Annotated in this window: 22 protein-coding genes; 7 read left to right on the top strand and 15 right to left on the bottom strand. The window is 68.1% G+C overall.

The features are described 5' to 3' along the window. Positions 1 to 6: 6 nt before the first annotated feature. Together hslU and BM075_RS15250 are read right to left on the bottom strand one after the other, a co-directional pair. Positions 7 to 1,314 carry an ATP-dependent protease ATPase subunit HslU gene (gene hslU, locus BM075_RS15245; protein ID WP_093361556.1) on the bottom strand — a complete coding sequence of 436 codons (1,308 nt, stop codon included), beginning with the start codon at positions 1,312 to 1,314 and terminating at the stop codon, positions 7 to 9. 123 nt (positions 1,315 to 1,437) lie between these two features. After that, positions 1,438 to 2,286, bottom strand: a complete 849-nt coding sequence (locus BM075_RS15250; RefSeq protein ID WP_093361557.1) for an SDR family oxidoreductase — start codon at positions 2,284 to 2,286, stop codon at positions 1,438 to 1,440. A gap of 90 nt (positions 2,287 to 2,376) precedes the next feature. On the opposite strand from BM075_RS15250, the gene BM075_RS15255 reads away from it, so the two are divergent. The 3 genes from BM075_RS15255 to BM075_RS15265 all read left to right on the top strand — a co-directional run bounded on the left by BM075_RS15255 (position 2,377) and on the right by BM075_RS15265 (position 4,909). Beyond that, on the top strand, positions 2,377 to 2,790 hold the full coding sequence (locus BM075_RS15255) for a winged helix-turn-helix transcriptional regulator (protein WP_093361558.1): 414 nt from the start codon (positions 2,377 to 2,379) through the stop codon (positions 2,788 to 2,790). Between the two features lie 112 nt (positions 2,791 to 2,902). Next, positions 2,903 to 3,691, top strand: a complete 789-nt coding sequence (locus tag BM075_RS15260) for a glycoside hydrolase family 25 protein (RefSeq protein ID WP_093361586.1) — start codon at positions 2,903 to 2,905, stop codon at positions 3,689 to 3,691. A 108-nt stretch (positions 3,692 to 3,799) separates the two neighbouring features. Then, a complete protein-coding gene (locus BM075_RS15265; protein WP_093361559.1) occupies positions 3,800 to 4,909 on the top strand; it encodes a THUMP domain-containing class I SAM-dependent RNA methyltransferase in 1,110 nt (369 codons plus the stop codon). Here the strand turns inward: BM075_RS15265 and BM075_RS15270 are convergent. From BM075_RS15270 to regB, 12 genes are all read right to left on the bottom strand, one after another. Further along, on the bottom strand, positions 4,906 to 6,237 hold the full coding sequence (locus BM075_RS15270) for a TrkH family potassium uptake protein (RefSeq protein WP_177208369.1): 1,332 nt from the start codon (positions 6,235 to 6,237) through the stop codon (positions 4,906 to 4,908). The two genes, BM075_RS15265 and BM075_RS15270, sit on opposite strands and share 4 nt — an antisense overlap. Before the next feature lies 1 nt (position 6,238). Further along, positions 6,239 to 6,901: a potassium channel family protein gene (locus BM075_RS15275; RefSeq protein WP_093361560.1), complete on the bottom strand. Its 663-nt coding sequence runs from the start codon at positions 6,899 to 6,901 to the stop codon at positions 6,239 to 6,241. A gap of 100 nt (positions 6,902 to 7,001) precedes the next feature. After that, positions 7,002 to 8,420, bottom strand: coding sequence for a TrkH family potassium uptake protein (locus tag BM075_RS15280; protein ID WP_093361561.1), 1,419 nt, complete (start codon positions 8,418 to 8,420; stop codon positions 7,002 to 7,004). 183 nt (positions 8,421 to 8,603) lie between these two features. Beyond that, the gene (gene hslV, locus BM075_RS15285) at positions 8,604 to 9,161 is read right to left on the bottom strand and encodes an ATP-dependent protease subunit HslV (protein ID WP_093361562.1); all 558 of its coding nucleotides are present in this window, start codon (positions 9,159 to 9,161) and stop codon (positions 8,604 to 8,606) included. Positions 9,162 to 9,346: 185 nt separating this feature from the next. Then, a complete protein-coding gene (gene trxA, locus BM075_RS15290) occupies positions 9,347 to 9,667 on the bottom strand; it encodes a thioredoxin (protein WP_089234604.1) in 321 nt (106 codons plus the stop codon). Between the two features lie 59 nt (positions 9,668 to 9,726). Then, complete coding sequence (gene addA / locus BM075_RS15295) at positions 9,727 to 13,116, bottom strand: double-strand break repair helicase AddA (RefSeq protein WP_093361563.1); 3,390 nt, start codon at positions 13,114 to 13,116, stop codon at positions 9,727 to 9,729. Next, positions 13,113 to 16,088, bottom strand: coding sequence for a double-strand break repair protein AddB (gene addB, locus BM075_RS15300; RefSeq protein WP_093361564.1), 2,976 nt, complete (start codon positions 16,086 to 16,088; stop codon positions 13,113 to 13,115). Before addB ends, addA begins: the two co-directional genes overlap by 4 nt. After that, entirely contained in the window at positions 16,081 to 16,779 is a 699-nt protein-coding gene (locus BM075_RS15305) for a nucleotidyltransferase family protein (RefSeq protein WP_093361565.1), read from the bottom strand. The genes addB and BM075_RS15305 overlap by 8 nt, the downstream gene beginning before the upstream one ends. Then, positions 16,755 to 17,774, bottom strand: coding sequence for an aminoglycoside phosphotransferase family protein (locus BM075_RS15310; protein ID WP_093361566.1), 1,020 nt, complete (start codon positions 17,772 to 17,774; stop codon positions 16,755 to 16,757). The genes BM075_RS15305 and BM075_RS15310 overlap by 25 nt, the downstream gene beginning before the upstream one ends. Continuing rightward, positions 17,771 to 18,286, bottom strand: coding sequence for a tRNA (adenosine(37)-N6)-threonylcarbamoyltransferase complex ATPase subunit type 1 TsaE (gene tsaE, locus BM075_RS15315; RefSeq protein ID WP_177208370.1), 516 nt, complete (start codon positions 18,284 to 18,286; stop codon positions 17,771 to 17,773). Before tsaE ends, BM075_RS15310 begins: the two co-directional genes overlap by 4 nt. A gap of 66 nt (positions 18,287 to 18,352) precedes the next feature. Then, a complete protein-coding gene (locus BM075_RS15320) occupies positions 18,353 to 19,942 on the bottom strand; it encodes a PAS-domain containing protein (RefSeq protein ID WP_093361567.1) in 1,590 nt (529 codons plus the stop codon). A gap of 97 nt (positions 19,943 to 20,039) precedes the next feature. Next, on the bottom strand, positions 20,040 to 21,437 hold the full coding sequence (regB, locus tag BM075_RS15325; RefSeq protein WP_093361568.1) for a sensor histidine kinase RegB: 1,398 nt from the start codon (positions 21,435 to 21,437) through the stop codon (positions 20,040 to 20,042). A gap of 90 nt (positions 21,438 to 21,527) precedes the next feature. On the opposite strand from regB, the gene BM075_RS15330 reads away from it, so the two are divergent. The 3 genes from BM075_RS15330 to BM075_RS15340 all read left to right on the top strand — a co-directional run bounded on the left by BM075_RS15330 (position 21,528) and on the right by BM075_RS15340 (position 23,207). Then, on the top strand, positions 21,528 to 22,154 hold the full coding sequence (locus BM075_RS15330) for an SCO family protein (RefSeq protein ID WP_093361569.1): 627 nt from the start codon (positions 21,528 to 21,530) through the stop codon (positions 22,152 to 22,154). 102 nt (positions 22,155 to 22,256) lie between these two features. Beyond that, positions 22,257 to 22,811: an ActR/PrrA/RegA family redox response regulator transcription factor gene (locus BM075_RS15335; protein ID WP_093361570.1), complete on the top strand. Its 555-nt coding sequence runs from the start codon at positions 22,257 to 22,259 to the stop codon at positions 22,809 to 22,811. 3 nt (positions 22,812 to 22,814) lie between these two features. Beyond that, entirely contained in the window at positions 22,815 to 23,207 is a 393-nt protein-coding gene (locus tag BM075_RS15340; RefSeq protein ID WP_093361571.1) for a hypothetical protein, read from the top strand. Here the strand turns inward: BM075_RS15340 and BM075_RS15345 are convergent. Then, positions 23,202 to 23,795, bottom strand: a complete 594-nt coding sequence (locus BM075_RS15345) for an HD domain-containing protein (RefSeq protein ID WP_093361572.1) — start codon at positions 23,793 to 23,795, stop codon at positions 23,202 to 23,204. The genes BM075_RS15340 and BM075_RS15345 overlap by 6 nt on opposite strands. Positions 23,796 to 23,897: 102 nt before the next feature. Between BM075_RS15345 and ahcY the strand changes: the two genes are divergently transcribed. Next, complete coding sequence (ahcY, locus tag BM075_RS15350) at positions 23,898 to 25,292, top strand: adenosylhomocysteinase (protein WP_093361573.1); 1,395 nt, start codon at positions 23,898 to 23,900, stop codon at positions 25,290 to 25,292.

Below are 25,292 nucleotides of genomic sequence, written 5' to 3' on the forward strand. Positions count from 1 at the left end.
GGCGGATCAGAGCACGTAGCGGCTCAGATCGGCCGACCGGGCCAGTTCGCCCAGGTTCTTCTCCACGAAGTCCGCATCGACCGAAACCGCCTGCCCGGCCTGGTCGGGCGCGGCGAAGCTCAGTTCCTCGAAAACCCGTTCCATCACGGTGTAAAGCCGCCGTGCGCCGATGTTCTCGATCGCCTCGTTGACGTCCGCCGCGATCCGCGCCAGCGCCGCGATCCCGTCCTCGGTGAAGCTCACCTCCACCTCCTCCGTCGCCATCAGCGCGGTGTATTGCCGGGTCAGCGCGTTGTCGGTTTCCGTAAGGATTCGCACGAAGTCCTGTTCCGTCAGCGCCCTGAGTTCCACCCGGATCGGCAGCCGCCCCTGCAATTCGGGCAGCAGGTCCGATGGTTTGGCGATGTGGAACGCGCCACTGGCAATGAACAGGATGTGGTCGGTCTTTACGGGCCCATGTTTGGTGCTGACCGTGGTGCCCTCGATCAGCGGCAGCAGGTCGCGCTGCACACCCTCGCGGCTCACGTCGCCGCCGCGCGCTTCCTGACGGGCACAGACCTTGTCGATCTCGTCGATGAAAACAATGCCGTTTTCCTGCACCGACTCCAACGCCACCCGCGTCACCATCTCGTCGTCCAGAAGCTTGTCGGCCTCCTCCGAGATCAGCACCTCGTAGCTGTCGGCAACCGTCATCCGGCGTTTCACTGTCCGTCCGCCGAATGCCTTGCCGAAGATCGAGCCGAGGTCCATCGCGCCGATATTGGCGCCCGGCTGGCCCGGAATGTCGAACATCGGCATGGCGGGGGCGCTTTCGGCCACCTCAAGTTCGATTACCGTGTCGTCCAGATCCCCGCGCTTCAGCTTGTCCCGGAACATCTCGCGGGTCTGCTCCCGCGCGTCCTTGCCGGCGATGGCTTCCACCACACGGTCTTCGGCATTTCGGTAGGCCTTGGCCTTTACCTCGTCGCGCATGTACTCGCGCGTCTGCTGGATCGCGGCGTCCACCAGGTCACGTATGATCTGCTCCACGTCCCGGCCGACGTAGCCCACCTCGGTAAACTTCGTCGCTTCGACCTTGATGAAGGGCGCCCGCGCGAGCTTGGCCAGCCGGCGGGAGATCTCCGTCTTGCCGACGCCGGTCGGGCCGATCATCAGGATGTTCTTGGGGTAGACCTCTTCCTTCAGATCGTCCGCAAGCTGCTTGCGCCGCCAGCGGTTGCGAAGGGCCACGGCCACGGCGCGCTTGGCGTCCTTCTGGCCGATGATGAAACGGTCGAGTTCGCTCACGATCTCGCGGGGGGTCAGGTCGGTCATGTCCTCTGCCTATCGGGTGGCGACGTTGCGGCCTAGGTAATCATATGCGCCGCCAACGCAAGGCATCGGCGGCGCATTCCTTCCGGGCCAGGCGACCCCCGGTCCCTCGGCCCGATGGCCAGATCAGCCCCTCAAACCTGCCGCAACGATCTCGGACAGCGGTGTCGTCGGCCGGCCGATCAGCTTGGAAAGGTCGTTGCCGTCATTGTACAGCGCCCCATCGGCGGCCTTGGCGTCGAAGCTGGCGAGCGCCTGCGGCCACGGCTCCGGCAGGCCGGCTTGTGACAGGGCCGCGGCATAGTCCGCTTCCGGCAGGTCGGTGTAGGGGATTGCCTTGCCGGTCTGCCCGGAGATATCGCCGGCAAGCTCGGTCAGCGTGTGCCCGTTGTCACCTGCCAGTTCGTAGACCTTGCCCTCCTGCCCTTCAGCCGTCAGCACCACCGCTGCCGCTTCGGCGAAGTCGTCCCGCGTCGCCCAGGATATCCGGCCCTCACCCGCCGCCCCGTAGAGCGCGCCGAGCTGCACCGCCGTCGGGATGGATGCGGCATGGTTCTCCGCGTACCAGCCATTGCGGAGGAGCGTGAACGGAATGCCGGACTCCCGGATCATCGCCTCTGTCTCCAAGTGCTCCGGCGCCAGGCTGAGCGGCGAGGTATCGGCCCGGAGCAAGCTGGTATAGACGATCCGTCCCACACCCGCCGCCTTCGCCGCCACGATCACATTGCGATGCTGCGGTGCCCGCTTGCCGACCTCGCTGCCGGAAATGAGGAGCAGCGTGTCCACCCCCTCCAGCGCGTCCGCCAGCGCGTCCGCCTGGTCATAGTCGAACGCCCGCGCGGTCACGCCGAGCCCCTCTGCCTTTTCCGGCGTCCGTGCGAGCGCAATGATTTCCTCGTCCCCGGCCCGCGCTTTCAGATGTTCGATCACGCGCTGGCCAAGCTGGCCCGTGGCTCCCGTAACGGCAATTGTCATCTCTTGTCTCCATCAATGGCTTCGGTCTTGCGCTACATAACGAGATCACTTACCTTTCGTAAGTACGTACAAATTTGTTAGTGTTAAAAAATGTCGACCCACCCGACCGAAATCCGGCCCGAACCGCTCTCGGCCAAGCTGCGCCGGGGCGATCTGCTCGCCGAAAAGTGCCCCTCCCGCGAGGTCCTGAAGCATGTCACCAGCCGTTGGGGCGTGCTTGTGCTGATCGTGCTGGAAACCGGAACTCACCGGTTCAGCGACCTGCGCCGCGCCGTCGGCGGTGTGAGCGAACGGATGCTGGCGCAAACGCTGCAAAACCTCGAGAAGGACGGTCTCGTCCTCCGCCGCTCCTACGACGAGGTTCCGCCTCGCGTCGAGTACAGCCTCACCCCGCTGGGGCGGGAGGCGGCGCAGCATGTCCGCGCCCTGGCCGACTGGATCGAGCAGAGCCTGCCCCGCATCGCGGAGGTCTGGCAGGCCAACGGGGCCGCCCCGGACACGTGACGCGGTTTCCCACGGCAATCCCCGCCGTGCCCCCTTGCCAGACTGGCCCGCGGCGATTCAAATGACCCAAAGCGGACGCACCGTCCGCGCGGCCACCCGGGAGAGCCTGCCGATGCGGTCTACGATCTTCCTGCTCCTTGCTGCCTCATTTCTCGCGGCCTGCGGCGGCGGCACGCGCCAGACGGCCACCGTCTCAACCTCTGCGCTCCGCCCGATCGAGGTCGCCCACCCGACCTTCGGCGACCACGACCCGCACGACTGGCAGGGGCGCCGGCCCGTGAACTACCCGGTGCACGGCATCGACGTATCGCGCTGGCAGGGTGACATCGACTGGTATCGTGCCCGCGCCGCCGGCGTGTCCTTCGTCTTCATCAAGGCGACGGAGGGCGTGGAGGAACTCGATCCCAAATTCGCCACCCACTGGCGCGGCGCCGCCCGGGCCGGGATTCCGCGCGCGGCTTACCATTATTACTATTTCTGCGCTCCGGCCGCCGAGCAGGCGCGCTGGTTCATCGCCAACGTGCCGCGCAACGAGTCGGGCCTGCCCCACGTGCTGGACATGGAGTGGAATCACCGCTCCCCCACCTGCCGAGTGCGCCCCGATGGTGCCACCGTCCGCGCCGAGGCCGACCGTTTCCTCGATATCCTGGAGCGCCACTATGGCCGCCGCCCCATCGTCTACACCACGGTGGATTTCTGGCGCGACACTGACATCGGCCGCCTGCCCGGCACCGAATTCTGGCTCCGCTCCGTCGCCGGCCACCCGCGCGAGACCTATCCCGGCGCACGCTGGACGTTCTGGCAGTACACCGGTACCGGCGCCATCGACGGCGTTCCGGGGCCGATCGACATCAACGTCTTCGCCGGCTCCCATGCGGCCTGGCAAAGCTGGGCGCGCTAGCGCCCCTGTCTTTCGCCCGGATTGACCGGCGATCCGCCCACAACGGCAGGCGCATCGCGGGCCACACTGTCCGTTGCCATTCCCGCAGCGCGCGCCCATAGAGGCGCCATGACCGCCCCCGACCTCGATATCTTCCTCGTCGCTCTTCCCGGCCTCGAACCGGCGCTCTGCGCCGAGGCCCGCGATTTGGGCTTCGATGCCACTGCCGTTCCAGGCGGCGTCGAATTTCGTGGCGGCTGGCCCGACGTCTGGCGCGCGAACCTCAAGCTGCGCGGCGCCACCCGCGTTCTGGCCCGCCTCGGCAGCTTCCGCGCCTTCCACCTCGCGCAGTTGGACAAGCGCGCCCGCAAGTTCCCGTGGGCCGAGACGCTCCGCCCTGACGTTCCCGTCCGGGTGGAGGTCGCCTGCCACCGCTCGAAAATCTACCACCAGGGCGCCGCCGCCGAGCGGATCGAGCGCGCCATCTCGGAGACCCTGGGCGCGCCGATTTCCGAAACCGCTCCGGTGCAAGTCAAGGTCCGCATCGACGACAACCTCTGCACCATCTCCGTGGACACCTCCGGCCCCTCCCTGCACAAACGGGGCCACAAGGAAGCCGTCGGCAAGGCGCCCCTGCGCGAAACCATGGCCGCCCTTCTGCTCCGGGAGTGCGGGTTCACCGGCGCGGAGCCGGTGCTGGACCCGATGTGCGGCTCCGGCACCTTCGTCATCGAGGCCGCCGAAATCGCCGCTGGTTTCGACGCCGGCCGTGCCCGCAGCTTCGCTTTCGAGCAGCTTGCAAGCTTCGACCCCGCGCAATGGCAGGCGATCCGCGCGGCCTCCGCCCCTCGGACCCCGGCCGCGCGGTTCTACGGCTCCGACCGGGATGCCGGTGCGATCCGGATGAGCCAGGCCAACGCCGAGCGCGCTGGCGTGGCGGAGTGGACCGACTTCGCCACTCGCCCCATCGGCGACCTGCCCCGTCCCGATGGTCCGCCGGGCCTCGTCATGGTCAACCCGCCCTATGGCGCCCGCATCGGCAACCGCAAGCCGCTCTTCGCCCTCTACGGCAGTCTCGGGGAGGTTCTGCGCGAGCGGTTTTCCGGCTGGCGCGTCGGGCTGATCACGACCGACATGGGCCTGGCGAAGGCCACCTCCCTGCCCTTTGAGCCGCCCGGCCCGCCCATCGCCCACGGTGGCCTGAAGGTCCGCCTCCTGCGGACGGGGTCGCTTCCTTAACCCAGGTGCACTCGCCCCTCGGGAAACTTCACGCGCGGCGGCTGCCGTGTCGCCAGCAGGTACCCGAAGGTCAGCGGTCCGACCCGGCCCATGAACATCAGGAAGATCACCACCGTACGCCCGATGTCGTCGAGCTTGCCCGTCGCCCCGCGACTGAGCCCCGTGGTGCCGAAGGCCGAGGCGATCTCGAACGCGAGGTCGAGGAAGTCCCCATCGTGAGAGATCGACACGAAGAACAAGCCCGACAGCATCGTCAGCATCGCAATCGTCGTCAGCGCCATCACCTTCAGCACCTGTTCCTGCCCGATCCGCCGCCCGAAGGCATTCGGCGCGCTCCGCTGAAAGAACGCCACCGTCGCCAGCAGGGCCACCATCAGCGTCGTCACCTTGATCCCGCCGGCGGTGGAAGCGCTGCCGCCGCCCACCAGCATCAGCGAAATCATCACCAGCGCGGTGCTGTCGTGAATATGCGCCAGATCGAGCGTGCTGAACCCCGCCGTCCGCGTCGTGACGGACTGGAACCAGCTCGCGGTCACCTTCGCGCCGGTTGTCTCCAGCCCGCCCAGCGTCGCCGGGTTGGTCCATTCCAGCACGGCGAACGCGATCATGCCGCCGATGGTAAGGAACGCTGAGCCCAGCAGCATCAGCTTGGAATGCAGGCTCAGCGTCCGCCAGCGCCGTTTTTCCACGAGTTCGCTGATCACGACGAAGCCGAGCCCCCCGATCATGAAGAGCGCCGGCACCGCGATGTTGATGACCGGGTTCGCCACCCACGGCGCAAGGCTGTCGGCCCTGAGCCCGAATCCGGCATTGTTGAAGGCCGACACCGTGTGAAACAGCGCGTACCACAGCCCGCGCACCACCCCCATTTCCGGCACGAAGACGGTGGCGAGCACCACCAGCCCCGCCGCTTCCACCACGAGGGAGATCCGCAGCACCGACCCCGCGAGCCCCATGAGGTCGTGCGCAGTGCCCTGGTTCAGGTCCTCCCGCAGCACGTTCCGGGACGGCGTGCCGATCCGGACCCCCAGAGTGGACAGCAGAAGCACGGCAAAGGTCATCAGCCCGACCCCGCCGATCTGTATCAGCACGAGCACGACGATCTGGCCGAACAACGTCAGGTCGGTTCCCGCATCCACGACCGACAGCCCCGTCACCGTGACCGCCGAGGTCGCCGTGAACAGGGCATCACCGATACTGATCGGCCGCGTCGTCCCGATGGGCAGCATCAAGAGCGCCGTACCAAGCAGGATCAACGAGCTGTAGAGCGCGGCCAGCAGCACCGGCGGCGCGGGCGGAAACAGCTTCCGACGGGGCTTGCGCGCCATGTCAGAGGCTCGCGGCGAAGTCGCGAAGGTCGCCGCGCCGGCCGAGCAGGATCAGCTTGTCCTCAGCCTTCAGCGTCGGGTTTTCCGCATCCCCCCCGAGGAAATCCGTCCCCCGCATCACACCGAGACTGCGCAGCTTGAACTTGTCCATCAGCGCAAGGTCAACCAGCGCCTTGCCTTCGAGCTTTTCCGGGACGATGAAGTTCACCACGTGGAAGCCATTGCCCATACTCAGGAAATTCCGCATCCGTGGATTGTGGAGCACCTGCGCGATACTCAGCCCCACTTCCTCCTCCGGCAGGATCACCCGTTCCGCGCCGAGCTTGCTCAGAATGCGGTGGTGCGTCCGGTTGATCGCCTTCGCCCAGACCGTCTTCACCCCCACCATCCGGGCGTTGATCGTGGCCAGAACGTTGGATTCCAGATCCTCGCCAATCGCGATCAGCGCCACGTCGCAGTCCCCCAACCCGGTCTCGCGCAGGGCGGCCTCGTCGCGCGCGTCGGCGATCACGGCATAGGAAATGTCGTCGGCCACCGCGGCCACCGCGCGTTCGCTGATGTCGACTCCGATGACGTAGTCGCCAAACCGCGCCAGTTCCTTTGCGACGGTCGAGCCGAAGGTGCCCAGGCCGATGACGGCGAATGTACGATGCGCGTTGGCCATGAAAACACCTGCAAGACTTTGGGACGAGCCCACTATTGACGATTCGACGTCCGATACAACCATGAGCCGCCGCCCCATGCGTCGGGCGGGCTGCTGAGCCCTACGCCATCGCTCCCCAGAACTTCGGGAAGAGCAACACATAAACCGTCAGGATCTCCAGCCGCCCCGCATACATGCCGAAGGAGAGGACCCACTTCGCCCCGTCCGGCAAGGACGAGAAGTTGCCCGCCGGCCCGATGATGTCGCCGATCCCCGGCCCGACGTTCGCCACGGCGGTCAACGCGCCGCTGATCGCGGTCGACAGGTCGAGCCCGTAGAAATCGAGCGCCATCGCGATCCAGAAGATCGTGGAGCAGTACAGCACGAGGAACGTCATGACCCCGCTCTGCACGCCCCAGTCGATGGGCTTCCCATCGTATTTTACGGTGACGATGCCGCTGGGGAACCGGATGCGCTTGATCTCGGACGCGAAGCTGCGGACGCAGATAATCCAACGCATCATCTTCGCACCTCCCGCGGTGGACCCCGTGCAGCCACCAACCGCCGTCAGGCTCAGGAACGCGACCGTCACGAACGGCTCCCAGGTGGTGTAATCCGTCGTCGCATAGCCCGTCGTGGTGACGACCGACACCACGTTGAACGCGACGAGCCGCAGGGTTTCGAGCACCGGACTGCCATTCGCCAGAACGTGCCACGCGGTCAGGATCAGGATCACGACCACCAGCATGCTCACCAGCCACTGCACCTGCTCGCTCCGCACCCGCCTGCGATGCAACAGCCTGATATACCAGGAAAACGGCAGCGCGCCCGCCAGCATGAACAGGGTGCCCGACCATTGCAGGTAGCCGCTCTGGAAATGCCCGAAGGACGCGTCCGACGTGGAGTAACCCCCCGTGGAGACCGTCGTCATCGCGTGCACGATGGCTTCGAACCCGGTCATCCCCCCGAAGGTGTAGACCAGGGTGCAGGATACCGTCAGCCCCGCATAGACCCAGATCGTGGCCAGCGCGAAACGGGCTGCGCTGGCGAATTCCTTCTCGCCGTGTTCGGAGCTTTCCGTGCGGAACAGCTGCATCCCGCCCACGCGCATGATCGGCAGCAGTGCGATGCCCACCACGATGAACCCGATGCCCCCCAGCCATTGCAGGATCGCCCGCCAGATCAGAATGCCCGGCTCGGTCGTGTCGAGCCCGATCATGACCGTCGATCCAGTGGTGGTGATACCCGACATCGCTTCGAAAAAGGCGTCGGTCGCGGTCATGTGCCAGAGCCAGAGCGGCAACGCCCCGGCGGCCGCGGCGGTCACCCACGCGCTGCTGGTCAGCACGAAGGAGTGCAGCCGGTGCAGGTGCCCCCTGCGCGCGGAGGAGGCGATGCACAGCAAGCCGCCGACAAAGGCGGAGAGCAGCGCCGCCTCCAGAAAAACGCCGCGCGTCCCGGAATAGGCCAGCCCGGTCAGGCCCATGAGGCCGCCCATGCCGAGCAACAGGAGTCCGTTGACAAAGACGACGAAATGCATGCCGGGCGAAGCGTCCAAACCTGCGCTAGGGTGAAGGCGACAGTCGCCTTGCCGGAACTTGCGGAACCGCGTTGCCGCAGCTCCGCCGACAGCAAATACCAAGCATCGGACGGCGGAAATGGCAAGAGGGCGCCGCGCCGCGATGCGCTGGACGCCCTCCCCTCTATGCTCTGGCCCCGGAGGTCAGCGCGCGATGCGCTCGACCGTCAGATTTCCGTTGGTATAGACGCAGATGTCTGCTGCGATCGCCATCGCCTTGCGCGCGATCTCTTCCGCGCCCATGTCGCCCTCGATCATCGCCCGGGCAGCGGCGAGCGCATAGTTGCCGCCCGATCCAATGGCGGCAATGCCATGCTCGGGTTCCAGCACGTCCCCCGCTCCGGTGATGATCAGAAGCTCCTTGCCATCCGTCACGATCAGCATCGCTTCGAGCTTCTGCAGGTACTTGTCCGTGCGCCAGTCCTTCGCCAGCTCCACCGCCGCGCGCTGCAACTGGCCCGGCGTCGCCTCCAGCTTCGCTTCCAGCCGCTCCAGCAGCGTGAAGGCATCGGCCGTGGAGCCTGCAAAGCCGCAGACCACATCCTGCCCACCCGGGCTGAGCCGGCGCACCTTGCGGGCGGTTCCCTTGATCACCGTCTGGCCCAGGCTCACCTGCCCGTCGCCCGCGACGACCACCTCGTCGCCCTTCCTGATTCCGATGATCGTCGTCCCGTGCCAGCCGGGAAAATCGCTGTCGGCCATATTCGTCTCCACTTCGTCCGCCCCTATATGGGCCCTCCCGCCCTGCCCCTCAACCGGCTTGCGCACCGCTTGGCGGGGGCGAGTATCGGCCGAAAAATCGTGCCAGGTGGCACCGTTGCGTCTGCCCACGAAAAAGGGCGCCGCAGCGCCCCTCGTCGTCTCGGATCGGTCGAAACGGACCCGCCTCAGATCGACTCGTCGATCCAGGCCTTCAGCGCGGCCTTCGGCGCGGCACCAATCTTGTTGGACACCACCTGCCCGTCCTTGAACAGGAACAGCGCCGGAATGCCACGCACGCCCATCTGGGCCGGCGAGTTCGGGTTCTCGTCGACATTCACCTTGGCGATCTTGATCTTGCCTTCGTATTCCTCGGCAAGCTCCTCGAGCGCCGGGCCGATCTGCTTGCACGGACCGCACCACTCGGCCCAGAAATCCACCACGACGGGGATATCGGAGTTCTTCACATCAGCGTCGAAGCTGTCGTCTGTCACGGGGACGGTTGCCATCTGGTTTCTCCTCGGCGTCACGCGTTGGAGATGGAACGTAAGCAGCCCCCGGTTGAGCGTCAAGGTGATGCCGCGCGCAGCAGCGCCGCCCGGACCAGCGCCTCCGGCAGCGGCATCAACTGCGCCGCGCGAGTCCAAAGGATTGCCGTCTCGATCTCCCGCCCCGGAAAAATCTGTTCCAAAGCAGAGGCATAGGCCCCCATCTGTCGCAGCAGGCCCTCGGGCGTGTGCTCCGCCGAAGCGGGCACCAGGGCGTTGGTTTTGAAGTCGACTGCAAGAATCTGTGCGCCGTTGAACACCAGCCGGTCGATCGTGCCATGGATCCGCCGCCCTCCGAGTTCGGCGAGGCTCGCGGTGATCGGAACCTCCGCAAGGCTCTCCGGCCCGAACAGGCGGGCGAGGTCCGGCCGATCCAGAACGCCCGCGGCCTCCGCCAGCAAGGGCCCATGCTCCGGCTCGTCAAGGTCCGGGCCGAGCAAACGCCCCGCCAGGCCCGCCCGGCTCTCCGGCCCCTGCCCCGCAAGGTGTTCCAGCAGCAGGTGAATCCGCGTCCCCCGCAGCTTCGCCGCCGCCTCGTCCAGCCCTCCGCCGGCCCTCGGTTCCCCCGGCAGAACCTTCGCACCGCCGAGGTCGGAGGGCGACAGTGTCCCGTCCGGTCGCTGCGGCGCCTCCACCGGCCGGTGAAGCCAGTCCGGCAGATCCACCGAAGACCCCGCTTCCGACACACCCGCCTCCGGCCGCCGGCCCTCCACCCAGTGGGCCGATTCCAGCCGCAGCCCGTTGCCGCCACCGAAGTCGTGCTCCGCCGCGTCCATCGCCCGCAACCCGGCGTCGATCTGCTCGTACCAACTGTCCCCCGCCGTGCCGAGATCCCCCGCCGCCGCCACGATCAGCCATTGCTCCGCCCGCGTCATCGCCACGTAGAGCAGCCGCTGCGCCTCCTCCAACTGCCGCGCGACGGCCGCCTGCTTCCACGCGCTCGCGTTGGCCGGGCCTTCCGCCTGCGGCATCGACCAGCACGGCACCCCGTCCGGCCCCGGCAGCAGCCGCCCCTTGAACTCGCGCGGCGTCTTGCGAAAGCCGGTGTCCGGCAGGATAACAATGGGCGATTCCAATCCCTTGGCCCCATGTACGGTCATCACGCGGATCTTTGCGCCGCGCCCCTCCGCCCGCCGCTTGACCTTGACGTCGGCCCCCTCCATCCGCGCCAGAAACCCGGTCAGCGACAGCGGCTCGGCCTGCTCCAGGTCCAGCGCCTGAGCCAGCAGCGAGTCGATCCCGTCCGAGGCCTCCTCCCCCAGCCGCGCCACCAACCGCCGCCGTCCGTCGTGCCGTGTCAGCAGCCGTTCGATCAGGTCGTAGGGCCGCAAGTAGTCGGTGAGGTCGCGCAGGTCCCGCAGCACCGCGTGGGTGCCTGCAAATTCCTCCTGTCGCCGCCGCAAGGCCTGCCAGACGAACTCATGCGGCCCCCGCTCGGTCGCCAGATCGTAAAGCTCCGCCTCGCTCCATCCGAACAGCGGCGAGCGCAGGGTTGCGGCAAGCGACAGGTCGTCTTCCGGTGTCGACAGGAACGACAGCAGCGCCCGAATGTCCCGCACCGCCAGCTCCTCGCCCAGCTTCAGCACGTCCGCGCCGGCCACCTCCAGCCCTTCGACCTTGCAGGCCCGGATGATCTCGTGGAACAGCGGCCCCCGGCTCTGCACGAGGATGAGCACGTCCCCCTCGGTGATCGGACGCTCGCGAAACGCGCCCTCCGCCTCCTCCCAGAGGAACCCGGAGCGCACCATCTCCCGCACCTGCGCCGCCACCTTGCGGGCCAGACGCACCGTGTGATGCTCGTCGCTCACGTGATCGACCGGGTCGTACCACAGCCGGTCGTCGTCGGCCTTCTCGCTTTTCTCCTCCAACGGCCACAAATCCACCCGGCCGGGCATCTTGCCCTTGAAGGCGATATGGCTCACCGCATCCCCCATCCCGCGCAGATCGCCCTGCCCGAACGTGCAGTCCACCGCCCGAAGGATCTCGCCCGAAGAGCGGAAAGAGTATTTTAGTTCAAGCTGTTGCAGCCGCAGGTCGATGGCTTCCAGCCGGTCGGCAAACGCTTGGCGCATCCGGATGAAGCCCGCCGGGTCGGCCCCCTGGAAGGAATAGATCGACTGCTTCAAATCCCCCACGACAAAGATCGACCGGTCCCCAACCTCGGCGCTCCCCGCGCCGGACGTAAACTCCCGCGTCAGATGCTCGATGACCTGCCATTGCAGCGGGCTCGTGTCCTGCGCCTCGTCCACAAGGATGTGATCGATGCCACCGTCGAGCTTGTAGAGGACCCAATCTGCAACCTCCGGTTGCGCCAATAGCGCCTCGGCGCGTTCGATCTGGTCGTCGAAGTCGAGCCACCCGCCCTCGTCCTTCCGCCGCGCATATTCCGGCAGGAAGGCCGCCGCGAAACGGTAGAGCGCCAACGTCCGCCGCGCCGCCTCCAGCGCCTTCAGCCGCCCGGCGGCGTTCGACACCCGCGCACAAAGCTCGTCGAAGACCGTCTCCAGCGGGCCAAGCTCCGCCCGCCGCTTCGCGCTTACGACGTTCGATTTCGGCTGTCCGTCGGCCTTGCGGAGCAACAGATCCGCGAGTGCATCGTACCCGGATTGATCCAGTCCATTGGAAAGAATGGAGAAAATGGACTCCGCAACCTTTTTCGTGGTCGCCGTCTGGCGCGCCAATTCGCCCGCGAGCGCCCGCAATTCTCCCGCGTCAACGTCTGCCAGCACCTCCGCCAGTGCCGTCTCGGCGTCGAACCCCGCCGGAAGGTCGAAAAGCGCCAGCACCGCGTTCCGGTCCGGCCGTGCCGGGAAAAGCGTCCGGTGCGCGGAGATCTCGGAGGCGAGTCCCGTCAAGTCCGCGTCCCCCACGAGTGCCGCGACCTCCGCAAACACCTCTGGGTTGTGCTCCGCGACCGTATCGAGCACCTCCGTCTGCAACGATGCGGTGGCCTCCTCGTCCAGTTCGGTGAAGCCCGGACTGACGCCCGCCTCCAGTGGAAACCGCCGCAGCAGACCGGCGCAGAAGGAGTGGATCGTCTGTATCTTCAGCCCACCCGGCGTCTCGATCGCCCGCGCGAACAGCCGCCGCGCTTTGGCCAGCGTCTCCGCGCTGAGCGCATGCTCAACGCCGAGCTGGCCCAGCGCCGTACGCAGGTCCACGTCCTCCCGCATCGCCCAATCGCCGAGCCGCTGGAACAGGCGGTTCTGCATCTCCGACGCGGCGGCCTTGGTATAGGTCAGGCACAGGATGTTCTGCGGCGGCACGTCGTCCAGCAACAGCCGCGCCACCCGGTCGGTCAGCACCCGCGTCTTCCCGGACCCCGCGTTCGCCGAAAGCCAGGTGGAGCTGCGCGGGTCCGCGGCGGTCATCTGGTGCCGCGTGGCGTCGTCGATGCCGTGGGCGGTCATGGCGCGGCCTCCTCATCAGGGCCGACAGGCTCCGGCGCCGGATCTTCGGTCAGGTTCCATTCCCCGAAGCGGGCGAGGTGGTCGTAATCGCCGGCAAAGTTGGTCATCTGCGCCGCCCGGATCGCCGTGTAGCCCTGCGTTGGCCGGCGGTAGCGGGCGATCAACTCGTGCAGCCGCTCCCAGGTGACGTCGGGCAGGCGGCCATCCTCGTCCTCCAGCTTCAGCATCCGGTCGCCGCCCGCGACGGACAGCCCGATATACCCCAGCCCGGCCAGATCCCCGGTCCCGATCGCCGCGAACCCCCCGCGTTCCAGCATCGCGCCCTGCAATGGCAGCTGTTTCTCGAAATGTTTGACCTCGTTGTCGGTGGGCGGCTTGCCGGACTTGTAGTCGAGGATCGTGTAGCGGCCGTCCACCAGCCGGTCGATCCGGTCCGGCTTCGCCGTCAGGCGGAAGTCCAGCCCGGCCAGATCCACGTGGCCCGACCGTTCCGTCAGCACCGGCGTGCCCTCCGCAAGCCGCACCATCTCCCCCGCAATCAGCCGGTCGGCCACCGCCATCAACCGCGCGTGCCAAAGGGCCTGCATGGAGGGCAGGGGGGTCGCCTCGCGGAGCACCTGCCAGCCGATCTCCGACAGGCGGTCCCGGGCGGCCGCATCGTCCCCCTGCCAGTCTTCGCGGCAGGCGATGAACGCCTCCATGATCCGGTGCAACGCGGTGCCGCGCAGCCGGGCATCGGCCGCCGGCGCGAGCGGCGCCAACGGGCGCAACCGCAGGATGTACTGCGCATAGATCGCATACGGGTCCCGGATCAGCGTCGTGATCCGCGTCACCGCCAGCTCCCTCGGCCGCGCCGCAACCGGCGGGCGAGGGGAGGGGCGGCGAACCGGCGGCTCCGGCGCGGCAGGCCGGTCGATCTCCCCCGCCAGGGCCAGCCAGCGCCGCCCCCGCCCGCGCATCCGCTCCAGCGCCCCCGCGCTCTCCGGGCCGATGCCGTCGAGCAGGTTGACCAGCCGGTTCAGCCAGCGCGAGGGCACCGTCTCGGCTTCCTCGTTGCGGGTGGCGCGGGTCAGCATGACTTCGGGCGCGGCAACTGCCATCTGGAAGTCATGCGCCGCCAGCCCGATCCGCCGGTCTGGCAGCAGCAACCCGGCCTCCGCCCGCATCTGCCGGTTCAACCACGTGTCCGGCCCCGGCAGATCGGGCCACGTCCCGTCATTGAGCCCCGCCAGGATCGTCAGCTCCGCACTCTGCACCCGCGCTTCCAGCGTGCCCCAGATCATCACGCCGGGATGCGGGCGGTTGGGGTCCTGCACCGTCCGCGCGCCCAGGTGAGACTGAAGCAGGCTCAGGTAGTCCCGCGCCAGAAGCGCGCCGCCCCGGCCACTTGCCGCCGCCAGATCGGCCATCGCGACCTGCGCCGCCTCGCCTGCGCGCCCCTCCCAGATGCGCCCCGTGCCACGCGCCGCAGGCCCTGCCGCCAGCGCGCAGGCCAGCGCCATGTGCCGCGCGATGTGCGCCTCCAGCGAAACCGCGCCACCGGGGCGAACCTCGGCGAGCAGGCCCGCAAGCCAATCGGCCCAATCGCGGCGGCCATCGTCCGTCCGGCTCCGCGCAGCCCACCGGATCAGGTCCGCCCCCTCGGGCCGCGCCACCGCCTCGCGGCGCAGCCACAGCTCCAATTCCCGCGTCCACCGCAAATGCGGCCCCCGCAGGCCGTCGGTGGAGACGGTCAACGGGTGCTTGAGCAGCGTCAGCAACGCCGGAAGGTCAGGCGGCGCCAGCCACAGCGCCGCAACATGGCGCAGGAACCGCCCCGGCGCGGCCTGGTGCAGCGGCTCCCCCGCGCTGTCGTCCGGTTCGATCCCCCAGCGTTGCAGCGCGGCGGCGACGCGGCGGGTCAGCATCCTGTCCGGGGTGATGAGCGCAGCCGCCTGACCATCCTCCACCGCCTGCCGCAGGCGCAGGGCAATCGCCGCCGCTTCCGCCCGTTGCGAGGGCGCCTCCAACAGCGTCAGCCGGTCGGTCGCCTCCGCAATCCCGGACAAGTGCCGCCCCTCCGCCCGCCACTGATCGGTTACCGGCGCTGGGCGAAGGGCCAGCGAAATCAACCGGTTGCCCTCGGGGGCCGGGGCAGGGGCCTCCGACCAGCGCCGCACGTCTGCCGGCTGCACATCCAGCGCCCGCATCAGCGCGCGAAAGCGGAACTGCGGGTGATCCTCCCCCTGAAGCGTCGCGTCGAGCGCCGCCCACACCGGCCCCGGCTGGTCGAAATCGTACCCCGGCAGCACCACGTACCCCTGCGGCAGCCGCGCCACCGCCTGCAGGAGCAGGTTCGACGGCCCGCGCGACCCGGTGGACCCCGCGATCACCACCGGGCCCTCCGGCGGCTCCTTCTCCCACCGGCGGGTCAGCGCCTCCACCACACGGCGTAACCGCGCCTCCGGCCCGGGCAGTTCCCCCGGCCGCGCCCCGAAATGGGTGAACGCGGCCTCAACGATGGCCCGCCCGCGCTTCCAGTGCTCGGCAAAGGCGCCCACATCCAGTTCCGCCAGCGCCTCCACCCCCACTCCCTGCCCATGCATCTCGTCGATCAACGCGGCAAGGCTGTCGGCCAGTTGGAACGCCGCCGCGCGCGGCGCCTGGTCCGGGTCCCGCTCGATCAGTTGCAGGATCAGCTCCGCAAGGTCCAGCCGCAGGTGTAGCGGCGGCAGGGCAGGGGGGATCTGTGGAAAGCCGGGATCGTCCGACAGGTCCGAAATCAGCCGCAGCCGGGGCAGCAGGCGCGGCGGCCCGGCGTCCAGCACCTCCCGGATGCGCCGTCGCATCCGCCCGCTGTTGGCGAAGATCGTCACCCGCGCCCAGGCGACCGGGTCCTCCGCCGGCAGGCGCCGCGCAAGGCCGTCGATCAGCGCCTCGGCATAGGGGACTCCCGGCGCGAGACCATACAGGCGCGCCTCCGTCTCAGGCATCGGCCGCCTCCGCCAGCATCGCCTCGGCCAGCGGAATGCTGTCCGGCCGCCCCACATCGCACCAGCCGCCGGAATGCACCGTCCCGAACAGGCGGCCTTGCGCCAGCATTCTGTCCCACACGACGTTCAGCGAAAACGCGGACTCCCGGATCTCCGACAACATCTCCGTCCGCAGGATTTGCGCGCCGGTATAGACCGCGCCCGGTCCGCGCTGGATACGGCCATTCGCGTCACTCAGAAAATCCCCATGTCCGGCGTGGCCCCGCGCCCGCTCCGCCGGAACCAACAACAGCAGCCCGTCCATATCCTCCGGCCGCCAAGCAGACCGAAGCGTTTCCAACGGGTTACGCCCCGTCCAGACAGCATCCGTGTTGAGCGTGAAGACCGGCCCGGAACCCAGCAGCGGCAGGGCTTGTCGCAGCCCGCCGCCGGTGTCCAGCACCTCCGGCGTTTCGTGGGAGATCTGCACGTCGGGGCGGTCCGCAAGGTGGTCGGCCACCTGCTCGCCGAGGTAATGCGTATTGACCACGCGCCGCCGTGCACCTGCCGCGGCCGTCAGATCCAGCGCGTGATCCAGCAGGCAGCGGCCGGCCACCGGCAGCAGCGGTTTCGGGCGCGTCCGGGTCAGGTCGCCCATCCGGGTGCCGAACCCGGCAGCGAACAGCATCACGGCGTCGGGTGTGTCCCGCATGCGTGTCGTATCCTTTCCAGTCGGTCGGGGGTCGGGTCGGGCAGGGTGTCCGCCAGGAACGCCGCCAGCTCCGCCAGCGCCGGGTGGGCCAGGTCGCCCTGCAGGTGCGCCCAGACGCGGGGGATGAGGTCCACGTATTTCGGCTTGCCGAAATGCATCGCCAACCGCGCGAAGACGCCGAGGATGCGCAGATTCCGCTGCGCCGCGACAACGTCGGCGCTCAGGCGGAACGCGTCGGCGTCGCAGCCGCTCGCGGCGATGTAGCGGTCGATCATGGCGGCGCGCACGGGCGGCGGCACGTCCCGTCGCGCGTCCTCCAGCAGGGACACAAGGTCGTAGGCGCGTCGGCCCGCGAAGGCGTCCTGAAAGTCCAGCAGCCCGACCTTCGCCGGCCCCGACCGCTCCGGCAGCCAGATCAGGTTCTCGGCATGGAAATCGCGGAGCGCCACGACCGGCGCTTCGACCGGCAGGTCCGCGAGCGCCTGCGCCACCAGCGCAACGCAGCGCTCTACTTCTGCGGCGGAGGTCTCCCGCCCGCAGCCGGGCGCGTACCACGTCAACGCCAAGTCCACCGCCTGCGCCATGTCCTTCGGCCCGGGGCGTGGCAGGTCGGGCGGGGCGGGGTGCCGGTGAAGCGCCACCAGCAGATCCGTGGCCGCAGCATAAAGCGCGGTCTCATCGGCCGGGGTCTCCGCCACCAGCCGCGCCAGCAACGCATCGCCAAGGTCCTCGAGGAGCAGGAACCCCTCCGCCCGATCCTCCGCCAGCACCCTCGGGGCGGACAGGCCGAACGACGTCAGATGGCCGGCGATGCGGACGAAGGGCTCGACATCGTTGCCACGGTCGGGCGGGGCGTCCATCAGGATGGCCGTCTCCGCACCGCGCGCCAGCCGTTCGTACCGGCGGGTGGAGGCGTCTCCTGCCAGCGGCGCAGCCTCGGCCCCGCCCCATCCGGCGCGCCTCAGGAAGGCGTCGCGGGCCGCCTGCCGGGTCATGTGGGCGCTCCGGTGGCTGAAAGGTCATTTCGCAGTGCGTCCCACCGCGGCGACGTCGCCGTCAGACGCGCCATGCGCCCGTCGGTCTCGGGGTCGGCGGCAAGATCGATGCGCAGCGCCGCCTCGGGCGCGGCCTGCGCGAGCCGATCGGGCCACTCGACCAGACAGATCGCGGAGTCGAACGCGGCATCCAGCCCCAATTCCCAGATCTCGTCCGGCCCGCTCAGGCGATAGAGATCCGCGTGCCAGACCTCCACCCCGTCCAGCTCGTAGGTTTGCACCAGCGTGTAGGTCGGCGACGGGACATCCTCGCGCGGGGTGCCCGTCCGGTCCATCATCGCCAGGATGATCGCCCGGGCGAGGTGGCTCTTGCCCGCGCCGATGGGCCCCGAAAGCAGCAGCGTGTCCCCCGCCCGCAGCCCTCCCGCCAGCGCCCGGCCCAGCGCGTCCGTCGCGTCGGGACCGGGAAGGGTCAGGCGCATGTCGAGGCGGTCGGGGGCGGTGCGGTTCATGCCCCGCACACTAGCGTTCTGCGCCCCGCCCGCAACCGCCATCGCAGGGGTCCGGCGCGGCCGGACTCACCGCCCCGTCGCCGGCACCTTCACCCAGATCTTGGACGGCGAGGCGAGGCTGCGGTGGCTCTGCACATGGGAGAATCCCACCAGCGTGGCGTGCCCGGTCAGCGGCGTGAACCGGCAGGTCAGCCGTTTCCCGTCGAGCCGCCGCACCTCCGCCGTCCACTCCGCCCGTTCGCCCCCGTCCCCCACGAAGTCCCGCAGGTCGCCCCAGACGGGGGTCGGGTGGCAAAGCGTCTGCCACAGCGCGGTCGCCTGAACCACGCCGGTATCGGCGAGGCTCGCGTCGGGGTCGTGGTCCCACATCTCGCGATAGGCGCGGTTCGACAGGATCATCACCCCGGCGGAGGAAAAGACCGCAATCGCCTCGTCCACCGCGTCCAGAACCGATTGCCCCAGCTCCAGCTCGGACCGGAACCGCCGCGTCAGCGCGATCTCGGCGCTGATGTCCTCGAACAGGAACGCCAGCGCGCCGTCGGGATGCGGCCGCCCGGTGACGCGAAAGGTCTGTCCGGAGGGCAGGTACCACGTCTCCTGATAGGTGCCGGTGGACGCCGCGCTCTCCAGGTCGGTGATCTGCCGGCGCCACGTTTTGTAGTTCTTCGGCTCCGGCATGCGCCGGCTGTCCCGCAGTTGATCGAGGAACTCGAACAGGCTCGGCCGGCTGCTCAGGAACACCGGCTCCAGGCCCGACAGGTCCGTCAGCGCCGGGTTGAACAGGGCCAGCCGCCGTTTCCGGTCGAACACCGCAAGCCCGGTGGGCAGGTGCGCGAAGGTCTTGGTCAGCGTCTGCACGAACTCCCTGAGCGAGGTTTCCGCCTTCACCAGCTTGTCGGCGGGCAGGGCAAAGATCAGCGTGTCGTCTTCCTGCGCCTCGTCGTAGCTGTCGAACCACAGCGGCTCCTCGCAGTTGGGCACCGTGATAGACAGCCGCCGCGGGGGTTCGGCCATGTCGGGACCGATGGGGCGCTGGTCGAACAGCCGGGGCAGGGGCCAGCCGATGGCACCCGGGCTCTCCGAGATTCGCCGCACCAGGTTGACATAGGCGGCGTTCGCCCAGCGGACGGCCCCGGTCGCATCCTCCTTCCACACCAGCATCGGCGCATCGTCGACCACGCCGCGCAGCGTCTTCAATTCACTGGCGAGCGCCTCCTGATGCAGCCGGTCGGGCTCCCGCGCACCGGCCTGCGCGCCCGTTCCCGATATCAGAACGATCCGGGCCAGCCCGCCCCGCCATTCGGCCTCCACCCGGTCGCCGGTCTCCGGGTCGGTCAGCTCGATCCACTGCGCCTCGCCCAGCTTGCCGATCTCGACCGCGAGGGAAGGGAAGCGGTCCTCCAGCAAGGCGATCAGCCGCGGCCATTCCTCCAGGAACCCGGCCCCCGTTTCCAGCAGCGCGCGGGCATCGGGGGTGGCGTCCACCAGCTCCTTGTCGCGAAACAGGAAAACCACGCGCTCGCCCATCTGCTCGATGGGCGTCCAGCTTACCTTTCGGGAGGGCATGAGGTGGCCCATCAGGTAGAGCGCCACCGCCGCCGTACCAAAGGACGAAACCACGAGAACCAGTCCAAGCGAGAGGTCAAACATCCCCATAATCACACGCGTCTTCCAGCCGTTTCTAGCTCGGAGCGTTCACCGCCAATGGTTAATCCGACGTTAAGGCCGCGGTCCCGCGCCGCAGGAAGATGGCTCAAGTGATGGGAATGCGTTCATTTTCCCCCAAACCTTCGCCATCCGCGGACTCGATGGACAAACCGGCGCGCGGCCACATCACCTCCACGATGGCGCCGCTGCGGGCAGGGCGCTCCGATTCTGTCAGGAACGGGTCTGCCCCGTTGGAAAAGGTCAGCTGCGCCCCCGACCGCTCCAGCAGCGTCTTGGCGATGAACAGCCCCAGACCCATGCCCTCGTATTCCGGCCGCCGGGCGCGTTCCGCCTGCGTCTTGCGGATGCGCATAAAGGGGTCGCCGATGCGCCCGATGGCATGCGGGGGAAAGCCGCGCCCGTCGTCCGCGATTCGGATGATGATCTTGTCGTCGGTCCAGCGGGCATCCACCCAAACGGTATCGACCGAGAAATCCACCGCGTTCTGCACCAGGTTGCGCAGCCCGTGAATGATCTCCGGCCGCCGCTGGACCGAGGGCTGCCGGCTGTCGCCGCCGGGGCCTGGGGCCACGTCGAACAGGATCTCCTTGCCGCGCTCCTGATGCGGTTCGGCCGCCTCGCGGATCACCGTGTCGAGCGGCGCGTGGCGCATGTGCAGGTCGTCCTTCCCGGCCCGGCCCATGGAACGGAGGATGTCGCGGCAGCGGTCGGCCTGGTCCCGGATCAACTCCGCGTCCTGCCGCAGCATCTCGTCGTCTTCCAGCTCCTCGATCAGCTCCGAACTGACCAGCTTGATCGTCGCCAGCGGCGTGCCCAGTTCATGCGCCGCCGCCGCCACCACCCCGCCCAGGTCGGTCAGCTTCTGCTCCCGGGCCAGCGCCATCTGCGTGGCCACCAGCGCGTCGGACATGGAATTGATCTCGTTGGCGACCCGGCGCGCATAGAGCGCGAGAAACGCGATGCCGATCACGATCGCCGTCCAGAAGCCAAAGCGGAAGATGTCCGGCATTTCCAGGATCGATCCGTCCTCCACGCGCAGCGGCACATAGAAGAACCCCAGCAGCGTGATGAGCAGCACCGCCATTCCGCCGACGATCAGCGTCGACGGCAGGCGCAGCGCCGTTGCCGCAATGGTGACAGGCGCCAGCATCAGCAACGCGAAGGGATTGTTGAGCCCGCCCGCCAGGAACAGCAGGAAGGACAGCAGCGCAAGGTCGAACGTCAGCGCGAGCAGCGTCTCGTGCTCCGTCAGCCGCTTGTTCTGCGGATAGACGAACACGGCCAACAGGTTGACGATGACCGCGATCCCCAGCGCGAGGATGAACAGGCCAAGGTCGAGTTGCAGCCCGTAGAAAGCCGTGGAAATCAGGATCGCCGCGAACTGCCCGGCAATGGCCACCCAGCGCAGCACGATCAACGTATGAAGCCGGACCCAGTGGCTCCTCGACATTCCGTCGAATACCGGGAATGTAGTGTCAGCCATGAACGCTCCTGATCTCGGGTCCGGGTGGATCGCCGCCGTTGATACCCTGCTCCGGGAGCGTCGGCAAACGTAAGTCCTGGAGGTAATCCGATGAAATCCCGTGGCCTTGTCATCGCCGCCGCCGCTGTTGGCGTCGCGGCGGTCGCGCTCGCCGGCGTGGTCTATGTCCTTGCCCGCCCGGAGGCAGATCGTTTCGCGGAGTGCCGGACAGGCGTCATGGCCGGGGGCGAGGACGCGATCGGCGGCCCGCTGGAGCTGGTGAGCGAAACCGGAGAGACCGTCACGGACGCGGAAATCTTCACCAAGCCGTCGCTGCTCTATTTCGGCTATACCTACTGCCCCGACGTCTGCCCGCTCGACACCGTGCGCAACGCCGAGGCGGTGGAATTCCTCCAGGAGCGCGGATTCGACGTGCAGCCGGTCTTCGTCTCCGTCGACTGGGGCCGGGACGACGCGCAATCGATGGACGACTTCACCGCCAACATCCACCCCGACATGCTCGGCCTGACCGGCTCGGAAGAGCAGATCCGCGCGGCGTCGAAGGCCTATCGGACGTACTTCAACATCCGCGACCCGGAAGACGAGTTCTACCTCATCGACCATTCCACCTTCACCTACCTCGTCCTGCCGGAGACCGGATATCTCTCCTTCTTCCGGCGCGAACTGACAGGCGAACAGCTCGCCGACCAGGTGCAGTGCTTCCTCGAGAAGTTGTGACTGCGACACCCCTGCGGAAAATCGCTTCAAGCCAACTGTTTGACGCTGCGGCGACATGACACTAGTTTCCGCCAAGGAATACACGGTTGCCGGAGGGCCTCGATGGCTGAGCGCGAATTGCAGGATATCGGAGAGGACAGGTCGCTCCTCATCGTTGACGACGACGAACCCTTTCTGCGCCGCCTGGCCCGCGCGATGGAGAAGCGCGGCTTCGAGACGGAGACCGCGCTGTCGGTCGCGGCGGGCAAGGCCATCGCCACCGCCCGCCCGCCCGCCTATGCCGTGGTCGACCTGCGGCTTGAGGACGGCAACGGCCTCGACGTGGTGGAGACGATCCGCGAGAAGCGCCCCGATGCGCGCGTGGTCGTGCTAACCGGCTACGGCGCCATCGCGACGGCCGTGGCCGCCGTGAAAATCGGCGCCACCGACTATCTCTCCAAGCCGGCGGACGCCAACGACGTGACCGCCGCACTGCTGGCCGACGGCGACAACCTGCCGCCGCCGCCCGAAAACCCCATGTCCGCCGACCGCGTGCGCTGGGAGCATATCCAGCGCGTCTACGAGCTCTGCGACCGCAACGTCTCGGAGACCGCCCGGCGGCTCAACATGCACCGCCGCACGCTGCAGCGCATCCTCGCCAAGCGCAGCCCGCGCTAGACCATGCCCGCGCGCCGCATCCCATACCTGCAACCGGCCCTCGCGGCCGGTTGTCTCGTTCTGGCCGCCTGCGGCTCGGCCCCATCCTCCGTCTCGCCCGCGCCCGCTGGCCGGATTGAGAAGGTGGCCGACCCGGTCTTCACCGATGGCGGCATCACCGCCGGCGGGACGGGGCGGGAAATCGGCTTCGGCCGCGCGGAGCCCGGGGCTGTCGTCGCGATGTCCAAGCTGATGGGCACCGGTCCGGCCGCCGTCGCGCCTGCCTGCACCGGCCTGCGCGCCGCGCGCTGGGCGGACGGCACGACGCTCTACTTCGCCGAACGCCCCTACGACCCCGCTGCTTTCGTCGGCTGGCGGACGGCCACCGGCCAGGCGGGGCGGACCTGCGCGCTATAGCCGGGTCAACAGCTCCGCGTGGCGCCGGGTGAACTCCTCGCGCACCTGAACCGGTGGGCGCAGGTGAATGTGCAGCCCCGCGATCACGTCCCCACGGGGCCGCCCGAAAAACCGGTTCGACTCTGCCTCCGAAAACCCCGCGATCTGCGTCGCCTCCAGCCAGGCGCTGATTTTGTCGGCTTTCTTGATCTGCTTCTTCACGCTCACCGGAATCTGCGCCGGCAGGCCGAACCGGATGTGAATCGCCGCCGTCAGCCGCTCGTCCAGCGCCCCGTAGTTTGGCCCCACAGCCGCCTTGACCGGCGAGATCATGTCGCCGATCACGTATTCCGGCGCGTCGTGCAGCAACGCCGCCAGCCGCCATTTCACCGGCGCGTCAGGGTGCATCCGGCCGAAGATCTCCTCCACCAGCAACGAATGCTCCGCCACCGAATAGGGAAAATCCCCCATCGTCTGCCCGTTCCACCGCGCGACGAAGGCCAGACCATGCGCGATGTCCTCCACCTCGATGTCCACCGGGGTCGGGTCGAGCAGGTCCAGCCTGCGGCCGGAAAGCATGCGTTGCCAGGCGCGAACGGGTTTGGCCACCGGAATTCCTTCCTCTCAGGTCCCGGACCGGCATTCTTGCCGACCGGCAAGCGCGGTGCTACGTCAGCGCGAAACCGATTTCCAGCATCCGAAGGAGCGCACATGGCGCAGGATTTCATCATCAAGGATATTGCCCTGGCAGATTTCGGGCGCAAGGAGCTCGATATTGCGGAGACGGAGATGCCGGGTCTGATGGCGCTGCGGGCTGAATATGGCGATGCGCAGCCGCTGCGCGGGGCGCGGATTGCCGGCTCGCTGCACATGACCATCCAGACCGCCGTGCTGATCGAGACGCTGGTGGCGCTCGGGGCGGATGTGCGCTGGGCCTCCTGCAACATCTTCTCCACCCAGGACCACGCCGCCGCCGCCATCGCCGCGGGCGGCACGCCGGTCTTCGCCGTCAAGGGCGAGACGCTGGAGGAATACTGGTCCTACACCGACCGGATCTTCCAGTTCCCCGACGGCGGCGCGAACCTGATCCTCGACGATGGCGGGGACGCGACGCTCTACATCCTGCTCGGCGCGCGGGTCGAGGAGGGCGAGCCGGACCTGATCGCCACGCCCCAGTCGGAGGAGGAGACGGCCCTCTTCGCGCAGATCCGCAAGCGCATCGCGGAGACGCCGGGCTGGTTCGTGCGCCAGCGCGAGATGATCAAGGGCGTCTCGGAAGAGACCACCACGGGCGTGCACCGCCTCTACCAGCTGATGGAAAAGGGCCTGCTGCCCTTCCCGGCGATCAACGTCAACGACAGCGTCACCAAGTCGAAGTTCGACAACAAGTACGGCTGCAAGGAATCGCTGGTGGACGGCATCCGCCGCGCGACCGACACCATGATGGCCGGCAAGACGGCCGTGGTCTGCGGCTACGGCGACGTGGGCAAGGGCTCGGCCGCGTCTCTGCGGGGCGCCGGCGCCCGGGTGAAGGTGACGGAGATCGACCCGATCTGCGCCCTTCAGGCCGCGATGGACGGCTACGAGGTTGTCCGCCTGGAGGACGCGGTGGAGACCGCCGACATCTTCATCACCACCACCGGCAACCGCGACGTGATCCGCCTGGAGCACATGCGGGCGATGAAGGACATGGCCATCGTCGGCAACATCGGCCACTTCGACAACGAGATCCAGGTGGCCGCGCTGAAGAACATGAAGTGGACCAACATCAAGGACCAGGTGGACATGATCGAGATGCCGAACGGCAACCGCCTGATCCTGCTCAGCGAGGGCCGTCTGCTGAACCTCGGCAACGCCACCGGCCACCCCAGCTTCGTGATGTCGGCGTCCTTTACCAACCAGGTGCTGGCGCAGATGGAACTGTGGCGGAACGGCGGCGACTACCGCAACGAGGTCTACATCCTGCCCAAGCACCTCGACGAAAAAGTCGCCCGCCTCCACCTCGCCCGCATCGGCGTCCGACTCTCCGAACTCTCCCCCGAACAGGCCGACTACATCGGCGTCACCGTCGACGGTCCCTTCAAGCCGGACCACTACAGGTACTGA

Origin of the sequence: Tropicimonas isoalkanivorans (assembly GCF_900112335.1) — a bacterium.
GTDB lineage: Bacteria > Pseudomonadota > Alphaproteobacteria > Rhodobacterales > Rhodobacteraceae > Tropicimonas > Tropicimonas isoalkanivorans.